The organism is Enterobacter cloacae complex sp. ECL411, from assembly GCF_021869665.1.
Lineage (GTDB): Bacteria > Pseudomonadota > Gammaproteobacteria > Enterobacterales > Enterobacteriaceae > Enterobacter > Enterobacter intestinihominis.
This window is the reverse complement of record NZ_CP091486.1, coordinates 4,501,759-4,526,335: the sequence shown is the minus strand read 5'-3', so window position 1 is coordinate 4,526,335 and position 24,577 is coordinate 4,501,759. Positions and strand designations below refer to the sequence as shown.

At 55.5% G+C, this 24,577-nt stretch carries 19 protein-coding genes; 10 read left to right on the top strand and 9 right to left on the bottom strand.

Annotated elements, in window-relative coordinates; genetic code table 11:
- Positions 1 to 11 precede the first annotated feature (11 nt).
- Complete coding sequence (gene yiaJ / locus L3069_RS21705; protein WP_015572751.1) at positions 12 to 830, top strand: IclR family transcriptional regulator YiaJ; 819 nt, start codon at positions 12 to 14, stop codon at positions 828 to 830.
- Positions 831 to 833: 3 nt separating this feature from the next.
- The gene (locus tag L3069_RS21700) at positions 834 to 1,289 is read left to right on the top strand and encodes a 4Fe-4S dicluster domain-containing protein (protein WP_038416902.1); all 456 of its coding nucleotides are present in this window, start codon (positions 834 to 836) and stop codon (positions 1,287 to 1,289) included.
- Between the two features lie 7 nt (positions 1,290 to 1,296).
- On the opposite strand, the gene avtA is transcribed toward L3069_RS21700, so the two are convergent.
- Both avtA and L3069_RS21690 read right to left on the bottom strand, forming a co-directional pair.
- Positions 1,297 to 2,550: a valine--pyruvate transaminase gene (avtA, locus tag L3069_RS21695; protein WP_022649751.1), complete on the bottom strand. Its 1,254-nt coding sequence runs from the start codon at positions 2,548 to 2,550 to the stop codon at positions 1,297 to 1,299.
- Positions 2,551 to 2,792: 242 nt separating this feature from the next.
- Positions 2,793 to 4,823, bottom strand: coding sequence for an alpha-amylase (locus L3069_RS21690; protein ID WP_022649750.1), 2,031 nt, complete (start codon positions 4,821 to 4,823; stop codon positions 2,793 to 2,795).
- 313 nt (positions 4,824 to 5,136) lie between these two features.
- On the opposite strand from L3069_RS21690, the gene L3069_RS21685 reads away from it, so the two are divergent.
- The gene (locus L3069_RS21685) at positions 5,137 to 5,961 is read left to right on the top strand and encodes a protein bax (RefSeq protein WP_071881507.1); all 825 of its coding nucleotides are present in this window, start codon (positions 5,137 to 5,139) and stop codon (positions 5,959 to 5,961) included.
- 35 nt (positions 5,962 to 5,996) lie between these two features.
- On the opposite strand, the gene xylR is transcribed toward L3069_RS21685, so the two are convergent.
- The 4 genes from xylR to xylF form a co-directional block, all read right to left on the bottom strand.
- On the bottom strand, positions 5,997 to 7,175 hold the full coding sequence (xylR, locus tag L3069_RS21680) for a D-xylose utilization transcriptional activator XylR (RefSeq protein ID WP_038416899.1): 1,179 nt from the start codon (positions 7,173 to 7,175) through the stop codon (positions 5,997 to 5,999).
- Positions 7,176 to 7,209: 34 nt separating this feature from the next.
- Positions 7,210 to 8,391 carry a xylose ABC transporter permease XylH gene (xylH, locus tag L3069_RS21675; protein WP_023307163.1) on the bottom strand — a complete coding sequence of 394 codons (1,182 nt, stop codon included), beginning with the start codon at positions 8,389 to 8,391 and terminating at the stop codon, positions 7,210 to 7,212.
- Positions 8,369 to 9,910 carry a xylose ABC transporter ATP-binding protein gene (locus tag L3069_RS21670; RefSeq protein ID WP_015572746.1) on the bottom strand — a complete coding sequence of 514 codons (1,542 nt, stop codon included), beginning with the start codon at positions 9,908 to 9,910 and terminating at the stop codon, positions 8,369 to 8,371. The genes xylH and L3069_RS21670 overlap by 23 nt, the downstream gene beginning before the upstream one ends.
- A gap of 72 nt (positions 9,911 to 9,982) precedes the next feature.
- Positions 9,983 to 10,975 (bottom strand): D-xylose ABC transporter substrate-binding protein, encoded by a 993-nt coding sequence (gene xylF / locus L3069_RS21665; RefSeq protein ID WP_022649746.1) that lies wholly within the window; start codon positions 10,973 to 10,975, stop codon positions 9,983 to 9,985.
- Between the two features lie 371 nt (positions 10,976 to 11,346).
- Here xylF and xylA point away from each other — a divergent pair, with 371 nt between their 5' ends.
- Both xylA and xylB read left to right on the top strand, forming a co-directional pair.
- Positions 11,347 to 12,669: a xylose isomerase gene (gene xylA / locus L3069_RS21660; protein ID WP_026080557.1), complete on the top strand. Its 1,323-nt coding sequence runs from the start codon at positions 11,347 to 11,349 to the stop codon at positions 12,667 to 12,669.
- Between the two features lie 59 nt (positions 12,670 to 12,728).
- The gene (gene xylB, locus L3069_RS21655; protein WP_022649744.1) at positions 12,729 to 14,183 is read left to right on the top strand and encodes a xylulokinase; all 1,455 of its coding nucleotides are present in this window, start codon (positions 12,729 to 12,731) and stop codon (positions 14,181 to 14,183) included.
- Between the two features lie 52 nt (positions 14,184 to 14,235).
- Here the strand turns inward: xylB and L3069_RS21650 are convergent, their stop codons facing one another.
- The gene (locus tag L3069_RS21650) at positions 14,236 to 15,231 is read right to left on the bottom strand and encodes an acyltransferase (protein WP_038416898.1); all 996 of its coding nucleotides are present in this window, start codon (positions 15,229 to 15,231) and stop codon (positions 14,236 to 14,238) included.
- Positions 15,232 to 15,415: 184 nt separating this feature from the next.
- Between L3069_RS21650 and L3069_RS21645 the strand changes: the two genes are divergently transcribed.
- From L3069_RS21645 to glyS, 3 genes are all read left to right on the top strand, one after another.
- Entirely contained in the window at positions 15,416 to 15,721 is a 306-nt protein-coding gene (locus L3069_RS21645; protein WP_022649742.1) for a YsaB family lipoprotein, read from the top strand.
- Between the two features lie 160 nt (positions 15,722 to 15,881).
- A complete protein-coding gene (gene glyQ / locus L3069_RS21640) occupies positions 15,882 to 16,793 on the top strand; it encodes a glycine--tRNA ligase subunit alpha (protein ID WP_003860141.1) in 912 nt (303 codons plus the stop codon).
- Between the two features lie 9 nt (positions 16,794 to 16,802).
- Positions 16,803 to 18,872 carry a glycine--tRNA ligase subunit beta gene (glyS, locus tag L3069_RS21635; RefSeq protein ID WP_022649741.1) on the top strand — a complete coding sequence of 690 codons (2,070 nt, stop codon included), beginning with the start codon at positions 16,803 to 16,805 and terminating at the stop codon, positions 18,870 to 18,872.
- A gap of 189 nt (positions 18,873 to 19,061) precedes the next feature.
- On the opposite strand, the gene fadA is transcribed toward glyS, so the two are convergent.
- Positions 19,062 to 20,225, bottom strand: a complete 1,164-nt coding sequence (gene fadA, locus L3069_RS21630) for an acetyl-CoA C-acyltransferase FadA (RefSeq protein ID WP_000416981.1) — start codon at positions 20,223 to 20,225, stop codon at positions 19,062 to 19,064.
- A 9-nt stretch (positions 20,226 to 20,234) separates the two neighbouring features.
- Positions 20,235 to 22,424: a fatty acid oxidation complex subunit alpha FadB gene (gene fadB, locus L3069_RS21625; RefSeq protein WP_023307160.1), complete on the bottom strand. Its 2,190-nt coding sequence runs from the start codon at positions 22,422 to 22,424 to the stop codon at positions 20,235 to 20,237.
- A 190-nt stretch (positions 22,425 to 22,614) separates the two neighbouring features.
- On the opposite strand from fadB, the gene pepQ reads away from it, so the two are divergent.
- On the top strand, positions 22,615 to 23,946 hold the full coding sequence (gene pepQ, locus L3069_RS21620; RefSeq protein WP_017382602.1) for a Xaa-Pro dipeptidase: 1,332 nt from the start codon (positions 22,615 to 22,617) through the stop codon (positions 23,944 to 23,946).
- Positions 23,946 to 24,560 carry an IMPACT family protein gene (locus L3069_RS21615; protein ID WP_015572737.1) on the top strand — a complete coding sequence of 205 codons (615 nt, stop codon included), beginning with the start codon at positions 23,946 to 23,948 and terminating at the stop codon, positions 24,558 to 24,560. The genes pepQ and L3069_RS21615 overlap by 1 nt, the downstream gene beginning before the upstream one ends.
- Positions 24,561 to 24,577: the final 17 nt, after the last annotated feature.

Below are 24,577 nucleotides of genomic sequence, written 5' to 3'. Positions count from 1 at the left end.
GGAGCCATTTGATGAGCATAAAAGAGAGCGAAATGACGCAAGAAAAAGAGAGGCCAGCAGGTAGCCAGAGCTTGTTTCGCGGCCTAATGCTGATTGAAATCCTCAGTAACTATCCGAACGGGTGTCCGCTTGCGCATTTATCAGAACTGGCGGGGCTGAATAAAAGCACCGTGCACCGGTTATTGCAGGGGTTGCAGTCGTGCGGGTACGTGACGCCGGCGCCGGCGGCAGGGAGCTATCGTCTGACCACCAAATTTATCGCCGTCGGGCAAAAGGCGCTTTCATCGCTCAATATTATTCACGTGGCGGCGCCGCACCTCGAGGCGCTGAACATTGCCACCGGCGAAACGGTCAACTTCTCCAGCCGTGAAGATGATCACGCGATCCTGATTTATAAGCTTGAGCCGACAACCGGTATGCTGCGCACGCGCGCATATATCGGCCAGCATATGCCGCTCTATTGTTCTGCGATGGGCAAAATCTATATGGCGTTTGGTCATCAGGATTACGTGGCGAGCTACTGGGAAAGCCACCAGGAACAGATCCAACCTTTGACTCGCAACACCATCACCGAACTGAGCGCGATGTATGATGAGCTGGCGGAAATTCGCGATCACAGTATGGCGATGGATAAAGAAGAGAACGAGCTGGGTGTGTCATGTATCGCCGTGCCGGTCTTTGATATTCACGGGCGCGTGCCCTATGCCATCTCCATTTCGCTGTCGACGTCGCGCATGAAGCAGGTGGGCGAGAAAAACTTGTTAAAACCGCTGCGTGACACGGCGGAAGCTATCTCGAAAGAACTGGGGTTTAACGTGCGCGAGGCGTAACTGATGAACCGATTTATTCTGACGGATCCTGAAAAATGTATCGGGTGCCGCACCTGTGAGGCGGCGTGCATGATGTCGCATCAAAGCAGCGCCACGCCAGAAGCGATTACGTCACGTATCCGCGTGGTTAAGGGGGGAACCTTCACCACAGCCGTGGGCTGCCACCAGTGTGAAGATGCGCCCTGCGCGAATGTCTGCCCGACGGGGGCCATTCACCGTGCTGCGGGAGCCTGGCTCGTTGAGCAGGCTCGCTGTATCGGCTGCAAAAGCTGTATGGTGGCGTGCCCGTTCGGGGCAATGCAGGTTCGGGTTGTGGGAGATCGCGTTCAGGCGCTGAAATGTGATTTGTGCATGCATCGCGAGGGCGGTCCCGCCTGCGTCGAAGCCTGTCCCACCCACGCGCTGCGCTGCATAGACCCCGCCAGACTACGCGCGGAACGGCTGCGTAATCTGGCCTGAGGTTTTATTAACCGGCCTCGCGCCAGGCGTTCTCAATCTCTTCGGCGAGAATTTTCACACCCGCTTCGATTTTTTCCGGGTCCGGGACGTAGTTCATGCGCATGCACTGGTGCGTATGCGGCCACGGCTTATCCAGACCCGGGAAGAAGTAATCCCCCGGGACCATCAGCACGCCACGCTTTTTCAGACGCTGATAAAGCAGCTCTGTCGTAATGGGCAGATCCTTAAACCACAGCCACAGGAAAATTGCCCCTTCCGGTTTATGGATCAGGCAGCGTTCCTCCGGTAAGTAGCGGCGAAGGATGGCGATAGTTTCCTGAACGCGCTGAGAGTAAAACGGCTTGATCACCTCATTTGACAGGCGCAGCAGGTCGTTACGCCTGATCATCTCGCACATCATCGCCGGGCCGATGCCGCCAGGGGAAAGGCTGATAATGCCGTTCATGTTGGTAATGGCGGTGATGATTTTCTCGTTAGCAATGATAATGCCGCAGCGGCTGCCCGGCAGGCCCAGCTTGGAGAGGCTCATGCAGAGGATGATGTTCGGGTTCCACAGCGGACGCGCTTCGCTGAAGATGATCCCCGGGAACGGTACGCCATAGGCGTTATCGATCACCAGCGGGATGCCGTGCTGATTCGCCAGCGCATCCAGCTTCATCAGCTCGTCGTCGGTGATCACGTTCCCCGTCGGGTTGGTGGGACGAGATACGCAGATCATGCCCGTCTCTTCACCGATATGCAGATGTTCAAAATCGACGTGATATTTGAACTGGCCCTCTGGCAACAACTCGATATTCGGACGTGCGGAAACAAACAGGTCTTCTTCGAGGCCGGCATCGGCATAGCCGATATACTCCGGTGCCAGCGGGAACAGCACTTTTTTCGTGGTGCCGTCGGCGCGGCGTCCGGCGAACAGATTGAATAAGTAGAAAAACGCGCTCTGACTGCCGTTTGTCAGTGCAATGTTCTGTGGTTCGATATCCCAACCCAGCGCTTCCCGCAGCATTGTCGCCAGAAGCGTCAGTAGTTCTGTTTTACCCTGAGGGCCGTCGTAATTACATAGCGCATCGGTTGCTTTACCGTTTTCCAGCATGTCTGCCAGCAGCGTCTGGAAGTAGGTGTTCATCTCCGGAATTTGAGCCGGGTTTCCGCCGCCAAGCATGATAGCGCCTGGGGTGCGCAGCCCGTCGTTGAGGTCCTCCATCAGGCGGGTAATGCCTGAATGGCGGGTAAATTTGTCGCCGAATTGTGAAAACGTCATAGCAGGTGATCTGTCGGGCTTAATATGAAAGGCAGTAACCATAACGCCAGCACCGTGTTGGTGCAAATCGGCGGATGTGGTCGGATTTGTTGTTTTGTATGGTGGAGAGGGATTATTGCAGTGAATCGTTCTGATGAATGTCCCCCTCACCCCGACCCTCTCCCCTAAGGGGCGAGGGTGAAAGACCGCACCGTGCAATCCCCTTGCCCCTTAGGGGAGAGGATTAGGGTGAGGGGGCTGTTCTACTGATTACCCGCCCACACCACCATCACCTTATCGCCCTTGTGCTCGCGCACAAAGCCGTAGCCTTCTTTCATTGACAGCGTTGTTTGCTTGCCTTCACCCACAGCCGGATGACGGGCGCGGAACTGCCCCAGAAGCTGCCAGTGGGCGACAGTTAACGCCTGTTTACCCGTGACGTCCTGCCAGTTCATATCCGAACGGGTTCCCTGTAGCGGATCGGAGCCCGTCGGACCAAATGGACGCTCTGATTCATCGCCGTAATAGATCTGCACGCTTCCCGGCGCCAGCAGCAGTAACTCAGCGGCGCGCTGACCCCCTTCACGGAACAGACGCGTATCGTGGGAGGAGAGATAGCTCAGCACGTTAAAACTTTGCAGCTTTTCTGCCATTTGCTGCCAGGTCAAATCCATATCTGCCAGACAGTCCACTGCTTTCGCCGCCTGCTCCTGATAGTCAAAGTTGATCATCGCATCGAAGCCGTGGCGGTAATAATCGCTGTGCATCACGCCGTGGCCCCAGGATTCACCGGTCATCCAGAACGGCGCATCGTCGAGTTTTTTGTCCGGGTTGGCTGCCTTCCACGCGGCCAGCGCCTGGCTGGCCTGGTCTTTCAGTTGCTGCCAGGCTTCATGCTCAACGTGTTTGGCGGTATCGACCCGGAAACCGTCGATGCCGTAGTCACGTACCCACTGGCTAAGCCAGTGGGTCAGGTAATCTCGCGGCGTGAAATTCGTCATCACTTTCGCGTTGGTGTCGGGCTTGTGTTGATAAAAGTTCGGCAAACCTGACGGGGTTTTTGATTCCGTTTTCAGATCCGGCAGGAAGGCCAGGGACATGGTCAAGTCGTCAAAGCCCGGGTTGTCGTAATCACCGATATCGGTACGGATCCATTTTTTACCCCACCATTTTTCCCATGCGGCTTTGTCACTGAAGTTGATGTAATCGTTGAAGCTGTGCCAGCTTTGACCCGCGCCTGGCTTCCAGTCAGTCCAGCGTTCGCCGAGCGTTTTTTTCAGCTCATCTCCCTGTAAATAGAGTGCGCCAAACTGATATTGCTGCATATCTGCAAGCGTCGCATAGCCCGCGTGGTTCATGACAACGTCAAACAGGACGCGGATACCGCGCCTGTGCGCGTCGTCGACAAGCTGGCGTAAATCATCTTCGTTGCCCATGTTGGCGTCGAGTTTCGTCCAGTCCTGGGTGTAATAACCGTGATACGCGTAGTGGGGGAAATCCCCTTTGGTGCCGCCGCCAACCCAGCCGTGGATCTGCTCCAGCGGGGAGCTTATCCAGAGCGCATTCACGCCCAGTTGCTGAAGGTAATCCAGTTTGCTGGTAAGCCCTTTCAGATCGCCGCCGTGGAAAGTACCTATCTCCTGCATACCATCTTTATGGCGGCCATAGCTGTTGTCGTTGGTGGGGTCGCCATTCACGAAGCGATCGGTCAGCACGAAATAGACGGTGGCGTTTTGCCAGCTGAACGGCGCGGGTTTGTCCGTTTCGGCGCGCTCAAGCAGCAGCAGGCCATTGCTGTTGGCGGCTGGCTGAAGAGTCACTTTGCCATTTTGAACGGTCGCGGTCTGTTTGCTGTAAAAATCACGCACCACCGTGCCTTCCGGGAACGTGTTAACGACGTCGATCGTGAGCGGTTTGCCGTCCCACTTCGGGCACTGGCGGGTAACGTTTGCGACAGGCTGTGGTGCCGCACTTTGTACCGTCAGCATCAGCGTCGGCGTTCCAGAGCGCGTATCAATACGCATCTGATAAACGCCGTCACGGAATAATCGCCACTGCGGTGGCGTGCCTTCGCACGGTTTGAGCGACAGCATCTCGTTGAGCTTAATGGCCTTTGTCGGCTGCCAGCACGCGTTGTCAAGACTCAACGTCAGTGGACGGGTACCCTTCGCAAGCGTTGCCTGGCTGGTAAAGACGCCGGTACCTTCAGCGTTGAATGCGTCAAAACCCGGCGATGACCAGTCGGCATGCGCGAATGCGGGTAACATCAGAACAACTAATGCAGTGCGTTTCATTCCATTTTCCTGTCGCGGCATTTTTGACCAGTGTGCCATTCGGCTCAGGGGAAAAACTCCTCCTCTGAGGCTTTCTGTCAGGAGGACGCGAAGGGATGAGTGATCCCGCGCAAAATTAGGCAGTTATCTGCGATATCGCGCACATTTTTCCAGTATTGGTGCTTTAATGAGCATGTTCCGGATGACATAGTTTCGGAATTGGACTATTTATAGACGTGCTCTTGAAGACTATTTTTGGTACGATTTGAGATTCCGCTCTCAAATTTTGAAGAAAATAAGGTGTTGGAATGCTTATATCCGACCAGGAGACCTAATGATATCGACTCCCATTCGACGATATGGGGCCGCGATACTCATGTTACTCACCATGGCATTTTCAGGTGAGGTGCTTGCAAAGACGCACACGGATACAACGAGTAAGAAAGCCCACGTAATAAAGACGACAAGCAGTAAGGTTAGCAGTAAACAAGAGTATTCTCGCAATAGTGCAAAGAGTAGTTCACTTCCTGATTTGCGAAAATACCCTTCCGGGACACCAAGGAAAAAAGCGTTTCTCCGGACGGTAATGCCTTACATTAAAAGTCAAAATGCCGCGATTACTGCGGATCGTAACTGGCTGATCGCCAAACAGTACGATAGCCGCTGCTCGCCGTCTGAGCGCACTCGCCTGAAAGACATCGCCAAACGCTATAAAGTGAAGTGGAGCGGGAACACGCGTCGTGTGCCGTGGAACACTCTGTTAGAGCGTGTGGACATTATTCCAGGCAGTATGGTCGCGACAATGGCCGCCGCCGAAAGCGGTTGGGGCACCTCGAAGCTGGCGCGCAACAACAACAATCTGTTTGGCATGAAATGCGCAAAAGGTCGTTGTACTAATGCACCCGGCAAGGTGAAGGGCTATTCACAGTTTGAATCGGTGAAAGATTCCGTGAATGCCTATGTGGTGAATCTGAACACCCACCCGGCCTACTCTTCGTTCCGTAAGTCACGCGCGCAGCTGCGTAAGGCGGATCAGGAAGTGACGGCCACGGCGATGATCCACAAGCTGAAAGGTTATTCCACCCAGGGACAGCGCTACAACAACTACCTGTTCTCAATGTACCAGGATAACCAGCGTCTGATTGCCGCACATATGTAATAAAAAACGCCTTCCACTGGAAGGCGTTCTTTTTTCTAGAGCAGGACTTCACTGTACCGTTCCCGGTACTCCTTCGGCGTGGTGTCATACTCTTTCCTGAACACCGAATAGAAATACTGAAGCGACGGATAGCCGCACATCTGTGAAATCTCGTTGATCGACAGCGAGGTGGAGATCAGCAGACTGCGCGCTTTCTCCAGCTTTTCCGCATGGATCACGGCGTGGATCGTCTCACCAACTTCCTCTTTAAACCGCTTCTCCAGATTCGAACGTGAAATGCCGACCGAATCCAGCACCTGATCGACCTTAATCCCTTTGCAGGCATGATTGCGAATGTAGTGCATCGCCTGAATCACGGCCGGATCGTTTAAGGAACGGTAGTCAGTTGAGCGACGCTCGACCACGCGAACGGGCGGAACCAGCAGACGCTGGAGCGGCAGGGATTCGTTGTCTAACAGTCGGTGCAGCAGCTTCGCGGCCTGATAGCCCATCTGACGGGTACCCTGCGCCACGGATGAGAGCGCCACGCGCGACAGATAGCGCGTAAGCTCTTCGTTATCAATACCAATCACGCACAGCTTTTCAGGCACAGGAATATGCAAATGTTCGCACACCTGTAATACGTGGCGGGCGCGGGCGTCCGTCACGGCGATAATCCCTGTCTGGGGCGGCAGCGTTTGCAGCCAGTCAGCCAGGCGATTCTGTGCGTGCTGCCAGTTTTCTGGCGCGGTTTCCAGCCCCTGATAAACGACGCCGCGATACTTCTCCTGGGCAACCAGCTGGCAGAAGGCATACTCACGCTCCATCGCCCAGCGCTTTCCGCTGGTGGCGGGCAATCCGTAAAACGCAAAACGATGGACGCCTTTCTCCTTTAAATGGAGGAAGGCGGTCTCAACCAGGGCATGGTTATCCGTGGCGATGTAGTGAACGGGGGGGTAATGTTCCGCTGAATGGTAAGAGCCGCCAACGCCCACGATAGGTACGTCGACACCACTCAGCAACTGTTCAATCACGGGGTCGTCAAAGTCAGCGATAACCCCGTCTCCCAGCCAGTCTTTGATGTTCTCCAGACGGGTACGGAAATCTTCTTCGATGAAAATATCCCATTCGGATTGCGACGCCTGCAAATATTCACCAACCCCCTCAACCACCTGACGGTCATAGGCTTTGTTGGCATTGAATAACAACGTAATGCGGTGACGCTTTTCAAACATGGCTCACTTTCCCAAATTAGTCACGATACGGTTCTCAGGCGCGCCGCTTGGTGGCAGAGTCCATCCAGACTGCCAGCAAAAGAATGGCCCCTTTGACGATATACTGCCAAAACGTCGGCACGTCCATCATACTCATCCCGTTATCCAGCGAAGCCATAATAAATGCGCCCATCACCGCCCCCGCCACGCTGCCAATGCCTCCGGCGAGGCTGGTCCCGCCAATCACGCAGGCGGCGATGGCGTCCAGCTCGGCAATATTACCGGCAGACGGGGAACCCGCACCCAGACGTGAGCTGAGGATCAGCCCCGCGATGGCTACCATCAGGCCGTTGATGGCAAAGACGGCGAGTTTGGTGCGCTCGACGTTGATACCAGATAAACGCGCGGCTTCAAGATTGCCGCCGATAGCATAAATACGGCGACCGAATGCGGTACGTGTGGCCATAAACATCCCACCTAACAGCAACAGCGCCAGCAGCAGAACGGGCGTTGGGACACCGCGATAATCGTTTAGCAGCCAGATGGCCCCCAGCACAATCACCGCTGTAAGCGCCTGACGGCCGACAACCGAGGTTGAGGCAGGCGAGGCCAGCCCCAGCGCCTGGCGACGCATGCGTCCTCGCCATTGCCACGCGACAAACGCCATCAGCCCAACCACACCGATCGTAAAACCGACGCCATCAGAGAGGTAGCTTTGGCCAATCTGGGACATCGAGGCGCTGGTCGGGGAGACGGTAGTGCCGTTGGTGATCCCAATCAGAATACCGCGGAAGGCCAGCATCCCTGCTAAGGTGACAATAAACGACGGGACTTTACGGTAGGCCACCCACCAGCCGTTCCACGCACCCAGCAGCAGACCCAGTACCAGCGTGACCACAATCGTCAGCGGCAACGGCCAGCCGAGCCAGACGTCAAAAATTGCCGCCACGCCGCCGAGCAGACCCATCATCGACCCTACCGACAGGTCAATTTCCGCTGAGATAATCACAAAGACCATCCCCACCGCCAGGATCCCGGTGATGGCGGTCTGACGCAGCAGGTTAGAGACGTTACGTGCGCTCAAATAGGAGCCATCGGTCATCCAGGTAAAGAACAACATGATGACGATAATGGCGGCAATCATTACAAAAACTTGCAGATTCAGCGATTTAAGTCCTGCGAACGCACCGGGCGTCGGAACAGCGACTTTGATATCAGACGGGTTGCTTTTCGACATGGCGTTCGCTCCTTAAGGCAGCTTCCATCACCTGCTCTTGCGTCAGGTTCTGGTTGTTCAGGTTGGCTTTGAGTTTCCCTTCATGCATGACCAGCACGCGGTCGCTCAGCCCCAGCACTTCAGGCAATTCGGACGAGATAACAATGACGGCAATCCCTTGCTGCACAAGCTGGTTGATCAGCTTGTAGATTTCATACTTCGCGCCGATATCGATCCCGCGCGTGGGTTCGTCCAGAATTAAAATGCGCGGATTAAGCAACAGGCAGCGCGCCAGAATCGCTTTCTGCTGGTTGCCGCCGCTCAGGCGACCTATCGCCAGTTCCGGCGAGGAGGTTTTCACCTTGAGCCTGGCAAGTGACTGAAGAATACACTGCTGTTCTGCGGCATCATCCAGGCTGCTCAGCGCGCCGGAAAACTGGCTGAGCGCCGCCAGCGTGATATTTTTTCCCACCGCCATGACCGGCACGATGCCGTCTTTTTTGCGGTCTTCGGGCACCATGGCAATGCCTTTGGCAATGGCCTGCTGGCAGTTGTCGATTTTTACCGGCTGACCGTCGATATAAATTTTGCCTTCCCAGCGCCCCGGCCAGACGCCAAACAGACACTGCACGGCCTCGGTTCTTCCGGCACCCACTAAACCCGCAATACCGAGAATTTCGCCGCGGTGCAGCGAGAAGGAGAGGTTATCCACGCGCTTGATGTGGCGGTTAACGGGATGCCACGCCGTCAGGTTTTCCACGCGCAGGAGTTCTTCGCCTATGGTGTGTGGTTCGTTGGGATACAGTGCGGTGAGCTCGCGACCCACCATCATGGTGATGATGTCATCTTCGCTCATGCCTTCTGCTTCACGCGTGCCAATGTGCTGCCCGTCGCGGATGACGCAGATGGTGTCGGAAATAGCTTTCACCTCATTGAGCTTGTGCGAAATATAGATGCAGGCGATACCGTGGTTTTGCAGATCGCGGATGATATTGAGCAGAACGGCGGTTTCCTGTTCGGTGAGCGAGGCGGTTGGCTCGTCGAGGATCAGCAGGCGTACCTGTTTATTTAGCGCCTTGGCGATCTCCACCAGCTGCTGCTGGCCCAAACCTAAGTCGCCCACGCGCGTATCCGGTGAGATAGCGAGACTCACCTGGGCCAGCAGTTTTTCGCAGCGCAGCGTCATGGTGTCGTAATCCAGTACGCCGTGGCGCGAGAGTTCGGCCCCAAGAAAGATATTTTCCAGCACGGTAAGGTGCTTCACCAGCGCCAGCTCCTGGTGAATGATAGCGATGCCTTTACGTTCGGTATCACGAATGTGCGTGGCCTGAAGCACCTCACCGGCAAAGACGATTTCGCCCTCGTAGCTGCCGTGCGGATAGATCCCGCACAGCACCTTCATCAGCGTGGATTTCCCCGAGCCGTTTTCGCCGCACAGCGACATCACTTCGCCGGGGTTCAGCCGCAGGCTTACGTTGTCGACCGCTTTCACCGCCCCGAAGGCTTTGGTGATGCTTTTCATTTCAAGTAAATAAGACATAACTGCTCCGCATAGCCCGACAGATGAACAGGGCAGGTCGATGCGCCCCCGCCGGGCAGGGGCTGCGCTGGATTACAGTTCACTCTTCTTATGGAAACCGTCTTTCACCACCGTGGCGTCAATATTCTCTTTGTTGACTTCGATAGGGGTAAGCAGGCGAGCTGGCACGTCTTTCAGGCCGTTATTTAACGTCGCGTCTGCTTTAGGTTGCTGGCCATTGCCCAGCTCAACGGCAATTTCGGCGGCGGTATTGGCAAGCTCGGTAATGGGCTTATAGACCGTCATAGTCTGGGTACCCGCGATAATGCGTTTTACACCCGCAAGGTCGGCGTCCTGTCCGGAAATAGCGACTTTCCCGGCCAGACCCTGCGCGCTCAGCGCCTGAATGGCACCACCCGCAGTAGCATCGTTAGAGGCCACCACTGCATCGATTTTGTTGTTATTTGCGGTCAACGCGTTTTCCATAATTTTCAGCGCGTTTTCCGGTAACCAGCCGTCAGCCCACTGATCGCCGACGACTTTAATTTTGCCCTCGTCGATATACGGCTTCAGCACTTTCATTTGTCCCTGACGGAACAGTTTGGCGTTGTTATCCACAGGCGAGCCGCCCATCAGGAAATAATTCCCTTGAGGCACTTTTGCGATCAAGCTTTTAGCCTGTAATTCACCCACCTTTTCATTGTCGAACGAAATATAATAATCAATATCCGCATTATTAATCATGCGGTCATAAGCCAGGACTTTTATGCCTTCCTGTTTTGCTTCTTTCACCACGTTGCTTAATACCTGGCCGTTATACGGGATAATGACCAGCACATCGACGCCACGGTTGATCATATTCTCAATTTGCGACATTTGCGTCTCTTCGTTGCCGTTAGCGGACTGAACGAACACCTCCGCGCCGAGAGATTCCGCTTTTTTAACAAAGATATCGCGATCTTTTTGCCAGCGCTCCAGGCGTAAGTCATCAATCGCCATGCCGATTTTGACCTCTTTGGCGTGGCCGGCAAAGCTTGCAAGCAGGAGAGTAGTGCAGAGCGTTAGGGTCAGGTTCTTTATCTTCATAATTATTAGGCCTTTTTGTAGGGGTATGTGTAGCTGAGATAAAAGAAACATTCACTGCTGAGACGCAGCAAATTTTTAACGTGGAAAGGCCTGCTGGCAATTACAGATTTTTATCTTCTCATTACGATATTTGGTTTATTTCTGAATTTATGACCGCGATCGGATTTTAAAAAGCGTAACCTATTAATTACATTTGATTCTGGAATGCGTGCCGAAAAATAGTTTGTCTGCACATTATTTTGCGAGCCAGCGCACAATTGCGCATTCTCTCAATAGCAGTGTGAAATAACGTAATTGAGCAACCTCCAATGTCTATTCACTATTACTCCAGAAGCAAGACCACGCCGCATACCCTCATTATGGAGCTCAATATGCAAGCTTATTTCGACCAACTCGATCGCGTTCGTTTCGAAGGCACGAAAACGACCAATCCTTTAGCATTTCGTCACTACAACCCGGATGAGCTGGTGCTGGGTAAGCGCATGGAAGATCACTTGCGCTTTGCCGCCTGCTACTGGCACACCTTCTGCTGGAACGGTGCCGATATGTTCGGCGTGGGCTCTTTTGACCGTCCATGGCAACAGCCGGGCGAGGCCATTGAGCTGGCGAAGCGTAAAGCCGACGTCGCGTTCGAGTTCTTCCATAAGCTGAACGTACCGTACTACTGTTTCCACGATGTTGACGTGTCGCCGGAAGGGGCGTCGTTGAAAGAGTATCTGAACAATTTTGCGCAGATGGTCGACGTGCTGGCTGAAAAGCAGCAGCAAAGCGGCGTGAAGCTGCTCTGGGGTACGGCTAACTGCTTTACCAACCCTCGCTATGGCGCGGGCGCGGCAACCAACCCGGACCCGGAAGTCTTCAGCTGGGCGGCAACCCAGGTGGTGACTGCGATGAACGCCACGCATCAGCTGGGTGGCGAGAACTACGTTCTCTGGGGCGGTCGTGAAGGCTATGAAACGCTGCTGAATACTGACCTGCGCCAAGAGCGCGAGCAGATTGGCCGCTTTATGCAGATGGTGGTGGACCACAAGCACAAAATCGGCTTCCGCGGTACGCTGCTGATTGAGCCAAAACCACAGGAGCCAACCAAGCATCAGTACGACTACGATGTCGCCACCGTGTATGGCTTCCTGAAGCAGTTTGGTCTGGAAAAAGAGATCAAAGTGAATATTGAGGCTAACCACGCCACGCTGGCGGGCCACTCGTTCCATCACGAAATCGCCTCTGCGATTGCGCTGGGCATCTTCGGATCGGTGGATGCGAACCGCGGCGATCCGCAGCTGGGCTGGGATACCGACCAGTTCCCGAACAGCGTCGAAGAGAATGCGCTGGTGATGTACGAAATCATCAAAGCGGGCGGTTTCACCACCGGCGGCCTGAACTTCGACGCCAAAGTGCGTCGCCAGAGCACCGACAAATACGATCTGTTCTACGGGCATATTGGCGCGATGGACACCATGGCGCTGGCGCTGAAGGTGGCGGCCCGTATGATTGAAGACGGTGAGCTGGATAAGCGCGTGGCGAAGCGCTACAGCGGCTGGAACAGTGAGCTGGGCCAGCAAATTTTGAAAGGTCAGTTATCGCTTGCGGAGATCGCGAAGTACGCTGAACAGCATCAGTTGGCACCGCAGCATCAAAGCGGCCATCAGGAACTGCTGGAAAACCTGGTCAATCACTACCTGTTCGATAAATAACAGCATCCAGGCCCGGTAAGCGCAGCGCCACCGGGCATTTCTGTCAAAGGAGTCACCACATGTATATCGGGATCGATCTTGGCACGTCGGGGGTGAAAGCCATCCTGTTAAGCGAGCAGGGCGATGTGTTAGCCACGCAGACTGAAAAGTTGCAGGTTTCACGCCCGCAGCCACTTTGGTCGGAACAAGATCCGGAGCAGTGGTGGCAGGCGACGGACCGCGCGATGAAAGCCTTAGGTGAGCAGCACAGCCTGCGCGACGTGAAAGCGCTGGGCATTGCCGGGCAAATGCATGGCGCCACGCTGCTGGATAGCCAGCATCGCGTTCTGCGCCCGGCTATTCTCTGGAACGATGGCCGCTGTGCGGAAGAGTGCGCGATCCTTGAGGAGCGTGTGCCTGCGTCCCGCGAGATTACGGGCAATCTGATGATGCCCGGTTTTACCGCGCCAAAACTCCTGTGGGTGCAGCGCCATGAGCCTGAGATTTTTCGCCAGGTGGCGAAAGTTCTGTTGCCGAAAGACTACCTTCGTTTTCGCATGACGGGGGATTTTGCCAGCGACATGTCTGACGCCGCGGGCACGATGTGGCTCGACGTGGCGAAACGGGACTGGAGCGAAGCGATGCTGGATGCCTGCCAGCTGACGCGCGATCATATGCCTGCGCTGTTTGAAGGCAGTGATATCACGGGCGCTTTGCAGCCTTCTGTTGCTGAACGCTGGAATATGCCAGCCGTACCTGTCGTTGCCGGCGGTGGCGATAATGCGGCGGGTGCGGTCGGCGTGGGGATGGTGGAGACAGGACAGGCCATGCTCTCGCTCGGCACTTCCGGCGTCTATTTTGCCGTCAGTGACGGCTATCGTAGTAACCCTGAAAGCGCCGTACACAGCTTCTGCCACGCGTTGCCGGGTAAATGGCATTTGATGTCGGTGATGCTGAGCGCGGCTTCCTGCCTCGACTGGGCGGCAAAGCTGACCGGAATGGCGGACGTCCCGGCGCTTATCGCAGCGGCACAGCAGGCGGATGATACTGCCGGTGCGGTCTGGTTTTTACCGTACCTTTCAGGCGAGCGGACGCCGCATAACAACCCGGAAGCGAAAGGGGTCTTCTTCGGCCTTACCCATCAGCACGGCCCGGCAGAGCTGGCGCGCGCGGTGCTTGAAGGGGTCGGTTATGCGCTGGCGGACGGCATGGATGTCGTGCATGACTGTGGCCTGACGCCATCCAGCATTACGTTAATTGGCGGCGGGGCACGAAGCAGCTACTGGCGGCAAATGCTTTCCGATATCAGCGGGTTGCAGTTGGACTATCGTACTGGGGGAGATGTTGGTCCGGCGCTCGGTGCGGCACGGCTTGCGCAAATTGCGCTGAACCGGGATAAACCACTGCCCCAGCTTTTGCCCCAGCTGCCGCTTGAACAGCAGCATCGTCCTGATGCGAAAAATCATGCTCGCTACGCTGAAAGACGAGACGTTTTCCGCAAAATCTATCAGCAGCTTTTACCGCTAATGTCATAAACAGGAGCCGGGTGGCGCTAACGCTTACCCGGCCTGCCAGCCTTCAACCGGGTTAGCTCACAAACCTGCGTGTATCGATGCGTTGCAGCAGCATTGAGAGCAGCAGGCTGACAACCAGCGTAACGGTAAATATCCAGACAATATCCAGCACCGGCCAGCTTTTAAGCTCAACGCCGCGGGTGCGCAGGGCGTGGATCACCAGCGCGTGAAAACCGTAAATGCCCAGCGAGTGGCGAGAGATAAACCCCAGCACCGGAAGCGGGCGGGCATTCAGGGTGTTTTTAAACAGGGTCAGCAGCGAAACCGCGCAGATAAAGACCATCGGCCCGCAGTAGAGATACCAGGTATCGGCAAAGTTTCCGCGCCATTGCAGCTCGTGCAGCGTCCCTCGAGAGATAATAAACACACCGGCGATAAATGCTGCCGCGCAAAGCCAGTTTATTCCTCTCTTTTGCGTCTCCATCATGCCGATGGCGCGCCCCAGCATGCCGTACAGCACGTAATAAAACGTATCACCGTTGATATAGAGGTTAACGGGCAGCCATTCAAAGCCATCAATTTTCTGAGAGACGGTATTCGGGTTTGCCACGATCCCGATTATTACCATCAAGGCCAGCAGCATTTTACCGCTAACGTTTTTTACCTGAATTAACGGCGAAACCAGATAGATAACCATTATCGCGAAGAAAAACCACAGATGATAGAACACCGGTTTTTGCAACAAATTGAGCAGGGAACGTTCAGCATTAATTGAAGTGAACAGGATGATATAGAGCAGCGAAATGGCGCTGTAAAACAGCAAACAGGAGACAATACGGATGAAATGTCTCGGCTGCGCGCTACGCTCGCCAAAAAAGAGAAAACCGGAAATCATAAAGAACAGCGGGACGCTCACGCGTGAGGCTGAGTTCAGAATATTGGCGACATCCCAGTTAACAGGGCTGATACTGTGCGCGTTCGTGACATGCCAGGTCGTAGTGTGGATCATCACCACCATCAGACAGGCTATTCCCCGCAGGTTATCAATCCAGTTAATTTTTGACTGCATCAGTTCCTCTGTATTCCTGATAAAGAAAGTGTGACTGCGATTGCGTAAAACTTTTCCCTTGGAAAATTCTGAGTTTAGCCAGGCTGTCTTGTCGGGAGCTGGCGAGATTCGCAGAATGTTGAACATTAATCTATAAACGTGTTGCTACTAAAAATAACAGCCACTGACCAGGGCGGTAATAAAAATGATGATGAAGCGTGGGGCGTCACTCTTTCTGCTGCTTTTATTAGCTGGGTGCAGTGCTTCTCAGGAGGCTCCAGTCCAAAAAGCGCAGCAGGGGAAAATGAGCCCGGAGCGTTCCCTGAATATGGAACAGCTGTGCAGGGATCAGGCGGCTCACCGTTATAATTCCGAAGCACAGAAAATTCATATTAACGGCTTCGAGCGCTTTCAGGGCAGCTATGAACTGAAAGGCTATACGGCGCGTAAAGAGGGCTTTGTCTGCTCTTTTGATGCAGACGGCCAGTTTTTACATCTCTCAATGCGCTAAATTGCTCGTATAAGCAGCAACCAGAGCCTTCGCAGGTTCTGGCTGTAGGGCTTATTCCCCAATTTTCCCTAAACAACCCCGTTTCGTACTGTATATCTTGCAGCCAGCGGGTATACTGATCCCTTCCATTTAAAACCACACGTATCCAGCACGAAATACTATGCAAAAGTTTGATACCAAGACCTTCCAGGGCCTGATCCTGACCTTACAGGATTACTGGGCTCGTCAGGGCTGCACCATTGTTCAACCTTTGGACATGGAAGTTGGCGCAGGCACCTCACACCCGATGACCAGCCTGCGCGCGTTAGGGCCAGAGCCGATGGCGACCGCCTATGTTCAGCCATCCCGTCGTCCGACCGATGGCCGTTACGGCGAAAACCCGAACCGTTTGCAGCACTACTATCAGTTCCAGGTGGTGATTAAGCCATCACCTGACAATATTCAGGAACTGTACCTCGGGTCACTGAAAGAGCTGGGTATGGATCCGACCATTCACGACATTCGTTTCGTGGAAGATAACTGGGAAAACCCAACGCTGGGTGCCTGGGGTCTGGGTTGGGAAGTGTGGCTGAACGGCATGGAAGTGACCCAGTTCACCTACTTCCAGCAGGTTGGCGGTCTGGAATGTAAACCGATCACCGGCGAAATCACCTATGGTCTGGAACGTCTGGCCATGTACATTCAGGGCGTAGACAGCGTTTACGACCTGGTCTGGAGTGACGGCCCGCTGGGTAAAACCACCTACGGCGATGTGTTCCATCAGAACGAAGTGGAGCAATCCACCTATAACTTCGAATACGCGGACGTGGACTTCCTGTTCACCTGCTTTGAGCAGTACGAGAAAGAAGCCCAGCAGCTGCTGGCGCTGGAGACTCCGCTGCCTCTGCCTGCCTACGAGCGTATTCTGAAGGCTGCCCACAGCTTCAACCTGCTGGATGCCCGCAAAGCGATCTCCGTGACTGAACGTCAGCGCTACATTCTGCGTATTCGTACCCTGACCAAAGCCGTTGCTGAAGCTTACTACGCGTCCCGTGAAGCCCTTGGCTTCCCGATGTGCAACCGAAACAAATAAGAGGCGGCCATGTCTGAGAAAACTTTCCTGGTGGAAATCGGCACTGAAGAGCTGCCACCAAAAGCCCTGCGCAGCCTGGCTGAATCTTTCGCTGCGAACGTCACTGCTGAGCTGGATAACGCTGGCCTGGCGCACGGTAAAATTGAGTGGTTTGCTGCACCGCGTCGTCTGGCGCTGAAAGTGGCAAATCTGGCGGCGTCTCAGCCGGATCGCGAAGTTGAAAAACGTGGCCCGGCCATTGCCCAGGCGTTCGACGCGGAAGGCAAGCCGAGCAAAGCGGCTGAAGGCTGGGCGCGCGGCTGCGGTATCACCGTCGATCAGGCCGAACGTCTGACCACCGACAAAGGTGAATGGCTGCTGTATCGTGCCCATGTGAAAGGCGAAAGCGCGGAAGCGCTGCTGCCAGATATGATTGCGACCTCGCTGGCTAAGCTGCCGATTCCTAAGCTGATGCGCTGGGGCGCGTCTGACGTACACTTTGTGCGTCCGGTTCACACCGTGACCCTGCTGCTGGGCGATACCGTTATTCCGGCGACCATTCTGGGCGTGGCGTCCGATCGCGTGATCCGCGGCCACCGCTTTATGGGCGAGCCGGAGTTCACCATCGACAATGCTGATCAGTACCCGCAGATCCTGCTGGAGCGCGGTAAGGTCATTGCTGACTACGAACAGCGTAAAGCCAAAATCAAAGCTGACGCCGAAGAAGCGGCGCGCAAAATTGGCGGTAATGCCGATCTGAGCGATAGCCTGCTGGAAGAAGTGACCTCTCTGGTCGAATGGCCGGTTGTGCTGACCGCGAAATTCGAAGAGAAATTCCTGGCCGTTCCGGCTGAAGCGCTGGTGTACACCATGAAGGGTGACCAAAAGTACTTCCCGGTTTACGCCAACGACGGCCAGCTGCTGCCAAACTTCATCTTCGTCGCGAACATCGAATCGAAAGATCCGAGCCAGATTATCTCCGGTAACGAGAAAGTGGTGCGTCCACGTCTGGCGGACGCCGAGTTCTTCTTCAACACCGACCGTAAAAAACGTCTGGAAGATAACCTGCCGCGTCTGCAAACCGTACTCTTCCAGCAGCAGCTGGGTACGCTGCGCGACAAGACTGACCGTATCGCGGAGCTGTCCGGCTGGATTGCCCGTGAAATTGGTGCCGACGTTAACCACGCTACCCGCGCGGGCCTGCTCTCCAAGTGCGACCTGATGACCAACATGGTGTTCGAATTTACCGACACCCAGGGCGTGATGGGCATGCACTACGCGCGTCATGACGGCGAAGCGGAAGACGTGGCTGTGGCCCTGAACGAGCAATATCAGCCGCGCTTTGCCGGTGACGATCTGCCGTCTAACCCGGTTGCCTGCGCCGTGGCGATTGCCGATAAGATGGACACCCTGGCGGGTATCTTCGGTATCGGTCAGCATCCGAAAGGCGACAAAGACCCGTTTGCGCTGCGTCGTGCTGCGCTGGGCGTGCTGCGCATCATCGTAGAGAAGAACCTCAATCTCGATCTGCAAACGCTGACCGAAGAAGCGGTCCGTCTGTACGGCGATAAGCTGACCAACGCGAAGGTTGTGGATGATGTTATCGACTTTATGCTCGGTCGTTTCCGCGCGTGGTATCAGGACGAAGGTTACTCCGTTGATACCATTCAGGCGGTGCTGGCGCGTCGTCCGACCCGTCCGGCAGATTTCGATGCGCGTATGAAAGCGGTATCCCACTTCCGTACGCTGGAAGCGGCGTCTGCGCTGGCCGCGGCCAACAAGCGTGTATCCAACATCCTCGCGAAATCCGACGAGACGCTGAACGAACGCGTAAACGCTGCAACCCTGAAAGAGCCGGAAGAGATTTCTCTGGCGATGCAGGTTGTGGTGCTGCGCGACAAGCTGGAGCCGTATTTCGCGGAAGGTCGCTACCAGGAAGCGCTGGTGGAGCTGGCGGAGCTACGTGACGTCATTGATGCCTTCTTCGAGAAGGTGATGGTGAACGTGGAAGATAAAGAGCTGCGTATTAACCGTCTCTCGATGCTTGAGAAACTGCGTGAGCTGTTCCTGCGCGTGGCGGATATTTCGCTGCTGCAATAATGTAAAAAACCCGCCCCTGACAGGCGGGAAGAACGGCAACTAAACTGTCTCTCTTCGCCAATGGCGCCATAACTGCGTTGGCTGCGCTCGTTCACCCGAATCACTTACTAATGTAAGCTCATCGGGATTCGCTCGCTTGCCGCCTTGTTCTGACGTCATTGGCTTTAAGATACTTTTCCTTATTTACATTTACACTCTCTCAAACACCGTCGCGATCCCCTGACCCAACCCGATACACATCGTCGCCAGTCCGAACTGGGCATCTTTGCGTTCCATCAGGTTGATCAGCGTGGTGCTGATACGCGCCCCGGAGCAGCCCAGCGGGTGACCGAGGGCTATCGCGCCGCCATTGAGGTTAATCTTCTCGTCGATCTGATCCATCAGCCCCAGATCTTTAATGCACGGCAGGATCTGCGCGGCGAACGCTTCGTTCATCTCAAAGAGGTCGATATCACTTGCGCTCAGCCCCGCTTTTTTCAGCGCCAGTTTTGACGCCGGGACCGGACCGTAACCCATGATGGAAGGATCGCAGCCCACGACTGCCATCGAACGCACGCGGGCGCGTGGCGTCAGGCCTAATTCGCGGGCGCGGCTTTCGCTCATCACTAACATGGCGGCGGCACCGTCGGACAGGGCAGACGAGGTGCCCGCCGTTACCGTGCCGGTGACCGGATCAAACGCCGGACGCAGGGTAGAAAGCGCTTCAACAGTGGTTTCAGGACGGATAACTTCGTCGTAGCTGAACTGCTTCAGTACGCCGTCTGCGTCGTGACCGCCGGTTGGGATGATCTCATTCTTAAAGGCACCAGACTGCGTGGCGGCCCAGGCGCGGGCATGTGAGCGCGCGGCAAAGGCATCCTGCATTTCACGGCTGATGCCGTGCAGACGGGAGAGCATCTCGGCGGTCAGGCCCATCATACCGGCGGCTTTCGCCACGTTGCGGCTCATGCCCGGATGGAAATCGACCCCGTGGCTCATCGGCACGTGGCCCATGTGCTCCACGCCGCCCACCAGACAGGCCTGCGCATCGCCGGTCATGATCATCCGTGCCGCGTCGTGCAGCGCCTGCATCGACGAACCGCAAAGACGGTTGACGGTGACCGCCGGAACCGAATGCGGGATCTCCGCCAGCAGAGACGCGTTACGGGCGATGTTGAAACCCTGCTCCAGCGTCTGCTGGACGCAGCCCCAGTAAATATCGTCCAGCGCAGCAGGGTCCAGCGCCGGGTTACGCGCCAGCAGGCTACGCATCAGGTGCGCCGAGAGATCTTCCGCACGCACGTTACGGAATGCACCGCCTTTTGAACGGCCCATCGGGGTGCGAATTGCATCAACAATGACAACCTTTTCCATTGTGACTCCTTAAGCCGTTTTCAGCGTGCCAACCGGACGGGCTGGCTCAACTGCTGGATAGTAGGGTTCGTTATGGCGCGCTTTGTTACGCAGACCTTCCGGCACCTCATAAAGCGGACCGAGGTGCTGATATTGCTGAGCCATATCGAGATAGCGAGCGCTGCCGAGCGTATCCAGCCAACGGAACGCGCCGCCGTGGAACGGAGGGAAGCCGAGGCCGTACACCAGCGCCATATCGGCTTCTGCCGGGCTGGCGATAATGCCTTCTTCGAGGCAACGCACTACTTCGTTGATCATCGGGATCATCATCCGGGCGATGATCTCATCGTCAGTGAAGTCGCGTTTTGGCTGACTGACGTCGGCCAGCAGGCCATCCACCGCCGGATCTTCTTCTTTCTTCGGTTTGCCTTTGCTGTCTTCTTTATAGCGCCAGAAGCCCAGACCGTTTTTCTGCCCAAAGCGGTTGGCGTCGAACAGGGCGTCAATGGCGTCGCGATAATCTTTCTGCATGCGCTGCGGGAAGCCCGCCGCCATCACCGCCTGCGCGTGATGGGCAGTGTCGATGCCGACAACGTCCAGCAGGTACGCCGGGCCCATCGGCCAGCCGAACTGTTTTTCCATCACTTTGTCGATTTTGCGGAAGTCTGCGCCGTCGCGCAGCAGCTGGCTGAAACCGGCGAAGTACGGGAACAGCACGCGGTTAACGAAGAAGCCCGGGCAGTCGTTAACGACGATTGGCGTTTTGCCCATCTTGCTCGCCCACGCCACCACTTTGGCGATGGTTTCGTCGGAGGTTTTTTCCCCACGGATCACTTCGACCAGCGGCATGCGATGCACCGGGTTAAAGAAGTGCATTCCGCAGAAGTTTTCCGGACGCTTCAGCACGCTTGCCAGCTCGCTGATAGGAATAGTGGAGGTGTTGGAGGCCAGTACGGTTTCCGGACGTACCTTGTCTTCGGTTTCGGCCAGCACCGCTTTTTTCACTTTCGGGTTCTCGACGACCGCTTCAACCACCACGTCCACACGGTCGAAACCGCTGTATTCCAGTACTGGCTGGATGGTGGAGATCACGCCTGCAAGCTTCAGACCGTCAATTTTGCCGCGCTCAAGCTGTTTATTCAGCAGCTTGGCCGCTTCGGTCATGCCCAGCGTCAGGGATTTCTCGTTGATGTCTTTCATCACTACCGGCACGCCTTTCCAGGCAGACTGGTAGGCGATGCCGCCACCCATAATGCCCGCGCCGAGTACCGCCGCGTGTTTTGGTGTTTCAACGTTTTTGGTGAGTTGTTTGGCTTTGCCCTTCACAAACTGATCGTTAAGGAAGATACCAACCAGCGCGCGGGCTTCGTTGGTGTGCGCCAGCGGGACAAAGCTCTGGTTTTCCAGCTTCAGGGCTTCATCACGGCCCAGACGGGCTGCCGCTTCAATGGTTTTCACCGCCGTGATCGGCGCCGGGTAGTGTTTACCCGCCGTCTGCATCACCATGCCCTTGGCGATGGTGAAGCTCATGGTGGCTTCAATTTTGCTGAGCTTCAACGGCTCCAGCTTTGGCTGACGTTTGGCTTTCCAGTCGAGATCGCCGTTAATCGCCTGACGCAGAATGGCTACAGCGCCTTCAATCAGTTTTTCAGGCTTAACCACGCCGTCCACCAGACCGATTTTCTGCGCCTGTTCCGCGCCGACATCTTTACCTGCGGCAATGATTTCCAGCGCGCTGTCGGCACCCAACATGCGCGGCATACGCACCGAGCCACCAAAGCCCGGCATAATGCCCAGTTTGGTTTCCGGCAGGCCGATGCGCAGGTCTGGGGTCGCCAGACGGTAATCAGTGGCTAACACGCATTCGCAGCCGCCGCCCAGCGCGTAACCGTTAACGGCAGAAAGGGTCGGGACAGGCAGATCTTCCAGACGATTAAAGACGCTGTTCGCAAAGTGCAGCCACTGGCTCAGCTGTTCTTCGGGCACCAGGAACAGCGACAGGAATTCGGTGATATCCGCGCCAACGATAAAGGCCGCTTTGTTGGAGCGCAGCAGCAGCCCTTTCAAATCTGATTGCTTTTCAAGTACATCCAGCGCCTGGCCAAGACTGGCCACCGTCGCGGTATCAAGCTTGTTCACTGAGCCGGGGGCATCGAACACCAGTTCGGCAATGCCATCTTCCAGCCAGTCTACGTACAGGGTGTCGCCTTTGTAGAGCATGTCGGTCTCCTGAATCCAGCAATTGGATCTGGTCATACCAGATGAAACGGAGTGTGGAATTTATGTTAATAAAATGCAAATTAGTCATTAAGAAATTGCTGCGCTGATCACGGTCGGTGGAAATCACGCAGCCGGAGTGAGGTGTGCTAAGATGCGATGACTTGAGGTCAAAAAAACGAAAGGAAGAATGATGGACTCACTGGCTTCGCTTTATAAAAATCATATCGTTACCCTACAGGAACGTACCCGCGATGTACTGGCCCGCTTCAAGCTGGATGCCCTGCTGATCCACTCCGGCGAGCTGATGAATACTTTTCTTGATGACCACGCTTATCCCTTCAAGGTTAACCCGCAGTTTAAAGCCTGGGTGCCTGTCACGCAGGTTCCAAATTGCTGGCTGCTGGTGGATGGCGTGAACAAGCCGAAACTGTGGTTCTACCTGCCGGTCGATTACTGGCACAACGTGGAGCCGCTGCCGACCTCATTCTGGACCGAAGAAATTGACGTGATTGCGCTGCCAAAAGCAGACGGCATTGGCAGCCAGTTGCCAGCGGCGCGTGGGAACATCGGCTACATTGGTCCGGTTCCTGAGCGGGCGCTGGGTCTGGATATTCCGGCAGATAAACTCAACCCGAAAGGCGTGCTGGATTATCTGCACTACTATCGCGCCTACAAGACCGACTACGAACTTTACTGCATGCGTGAAGCGCAAAAAACGGCGGTGAATGGCCACCGTGCGGCGCACGAAGCGTTCCAGTCCGGTATGAGCGAGTTCGATATCAATCAGGCCTACCTGACGGCGACCGGCCACCGCGATACCGACGTGCCGTACAGCAACATCGTGGCGCTGAATGAACATGCCTCGGTTCTGCACTACACCAAACTGGATCATCAGGTTCCGGCTGAGATGCGCAGCTTCCTGCTGGACGCGGGGGCTGAGTACAATGGCTATGCGGCAGACCTGACCCGTACCTGGGCGGCGAATGCGGATACTGATTTTGCGCAATTGATCAAAGACGTGAACGATGAACAGCTGGCGCTGATTGGCACCATGAAGGCCGGAACCAGCTATGTGGATTATCACATCCAGTTCCATCAGCGCATCGCTAAACTGCTGCGTAAGCATCAGATTGTCAAAGACATGAGCGAAGAGGCGATGGTTGAGAACGATTTGACCGGGCCATTTATGCCGCACGGTATCGGCCACCCGCTGGGTTTACAGGTTCATGACGTCGCGGGCTTTATGCAGGATGATACCGGTACGCACCTGGCGGCACCGTCTAAATATCCTTATCTGCGCTGCACCCGCGTTCTGGCGCCGCGTATGGTATTGACCATCGAGCCGGGTATCTACTTTATTGAATCCCTGCTGGCGCCGTGGCGCGAAGGGCAGTTCAGCAAGCACTTCAACTGGGAGAAAATTGAAGCGCTGAAGCCGTATGGCGGCATTCGTATCGAAGATAACGTGGTTATTCACGAGAACAGCATCGAGAACATGACGCGAGATCTGAAGCTGGCCTGATGGAAAGCTGGCTGATACCGGCCGAGCCGGTCACCTTTGTTGAGGAAATCAAGAAAAGCCGCTTTATCACGCTGTTGGCGCATACTGACGGCGTGGAGGCGGCGAAGGCGTTCGTCGAGTCCGTCCGCGCGCAGCACCCCGATGCCCGCCATCACTGTGTGGCGTGGGTCGCAGGGCCGCCAGACGACTCACAGCAGCTCGGGTTTTCTGACGACGGTGAACCGGCGGGTACGGCCGGAAAACCGATGCTATCCCAGTTGATGGGCAGCGGCGTGGGTGAAATCACCGCCGTCGTGGTCCGCTACTACGGGGGCATTTTGTTAGGCACCGGAGGGCTGGTTAAAGCCTACGGAGGGGGTGTCCAGCAGGCGCTTAATCTGCTGATAACAACCCGCAAAACGCCACTTACGGAATATACTTTGTTATGCGATTACGCCCAGCTATCGGGTATCGAAGCACTGCTTAAACAGTTTAACGGCGTCATCGCACACAGTGATTATCAGGCAATGGTGCAATTACGCGTGGCGCTTCCTCAGGCGGAACTGGCTGCTTTTTCAGCAAAACTCGCTGATTTTAGTCGCGGTTCATTGCAATTACTGCCGATTGAAGAATAATCCCCACCTCACAATTT

Coding starts and splice junctions, on each gene's coding strand:
- yiaJ (WP_015572751.1), top strand. CDS start 12: ATGAGCATAAAAGAGAGCGAAATGACGCAAGAAAAAGAGAGGCCAGCA.
- L3069_RS21700 (WP_038416902.1), top strand. CDS start 834: ATGAACCGATTTATTCTGACGGATCCTGAAAAATGTATCGGGTGCCGC.
- avtA (WP_022649751.1), bottom strand. CDS start 2,550: ATGACGTTTTCACAATTCGGCGACAAATTTACCCGCCATTCAGGCATT.
- L3069_RS21690 (WP_022649750.1), bottom strand. CDS start 4,823: ATGAAACGCACTGCATTAGTTGTTCTGATGTTACCCGCATTCGCGCAT.
- L3069_RS21685 (WP_071881507.1), top strand. CDS start 5,137: ATGATATCGACTCCCATTCGACGATATGGGGCCGCGATACTCATGTTA.
- xylR (WP_038416899.1), bottom strand. CDS start 7,175: ATGTTTGAAAAGCGTCACCGCATTACGTTGTTATTCAATGCCAACAAA.
- xylH (WP_023307163.1), bottom strand. CDS start 8,391: ATGTCGAAAAGCAACCCGTCTGATATCAAAGTCGCTGTTCCGACGCCC.
- L3069_RS21670 (WP_015572746.1), bottom strand. CDS start 9,910: ATGTCTTATTTACTTGAAATGAAAAGCATCACCAAAGCCTTCGGGGCG.
- xylF (WP_022649746.1), bottom strand. CDS start 10,975: ATGAAGATAAAGAACCTGACCCTAACGCTCTGCACTACTCTCCTGCTT.
- xylA (WP_026080557.1), top strand. CDS start 11,347: ATGCAAGCTTATTTCGACCAACTCGATCGCGTTCGTTTCGAAGGCACG.
- xylB (WP_022649744.1), top strand. CDS start 12,729: ATGTATATCGGGATCGATCTTGGCACGTCGGGGGTGAAAGCCATCCTG.
- L3069_RS21650 (WP_038416898.1), bottom strand. CDS start 15,231: ATGCAGTCAAAAATTAACTGGATTGATAACCTGCGGGGAATAGCCTGT.
- L3069_RS21645 (WP_022649742.1), top strand. CDS start 15,416: ATGATGATGAAGCGTGGGGCGTCACTCTTTCTGCTGCTTTTATTAGCT.
- glyQ (WP_003860141.1), top strand. CDS start 15,882: ATGCAAAAGTTTGATACCAAGACCTTCCAGGGCCTGATCCTGACCTTA.
- glyS (WP_022649741.1), top strand. CDS start 16,803: ATGTCTGAGAAAACTTTCCTGGTGGAAATCGGCACTGAAGAGCTGCCA.
- fadA (WP_000416981.1), bottom strand. CDS start 20,225: ATGGAAAAGGTTGTCATTGTTGATGCAATTCGCACCCCGATGGGCCGT.
- fadB (WP_023307160.1), bottom strand. CDS start 22,424: ATGCTCTACAAAGGCGACACCCTGTACGTAGACTGGCTGGAAGATGGC.
- pepQ (WP_017382602.1), top strand. CDS start 22,615: ATGGACTCACTGGCTTCGCTTTATAAAAATCATATCGTTACCCTACAG.
- L3069_RS21615 (WP_015572737.1), top strand. CDS start 23,946: ATGGAAAGCTGGCTGATACCGGCCGAGCCGGTCACCTTTGTTGAGGAA.